The sequence below is a fragment of the Vibrio sp. ZOR0018 genome (assembly GCF_963865925.1).
Classification (GTDB): Bacteria; Pseudomonadota; Gammaproteobacteria; order Enterobacterales; family Vibrionaceae; genus Vibrio; species Vibrio anguillarum.
Genome location: NZ_CAWMCN010000030.1, coordinates 1 through 429 on the forward strand (window position 1 = coordinate 1; position 429 = coordinate 429).

General features: G+C 52.2%; 1 pseudogene. It reads left to right on the forward strand.

The window, feature by feature from the left end:
• Positions 1–429, forward strand: a pseudogene (locus AACR75_RS00980) (transketolase); the annotation flags it as partial.

Below are 429 nucleotides of genomic sequence, written 5' to 3' on the forward strand. Positions count from 1 at the left end.
AACGGCCACGGCTCAATGCTGATTTACTCTTTATTGCACCTGAGCGGTTACGCGCTGTCGATTGATGATTTGAAAAACTTCCGTCAATTGCACTCAAAAACACCGGGTCACCCAGAATACGGTTACGCGCCGGGCATTGAAACCACCACGGGCCCACTAGGCCAAGGCATTACCAATGCGGTCGGCATGGCGATGGCTGAAAAAGCACTGGCGGCGCAGTTCAACAAACCGGGTCACGACATCGTTGACCACTTCACTTATGTGTTCATGGGTGATGGTTGTTTGATGGAAGGCATCTCGCACGAGGCGTGTTCTCTGGCCGGCACACTGGGCCTTGGCAAACTGATTGCGTTTTGGGATGACAACGGCATCTCTATCGATGGTCATGTGGAAGGCTGGTTCTCTGATGACACGCCAAAACGTTTTGAA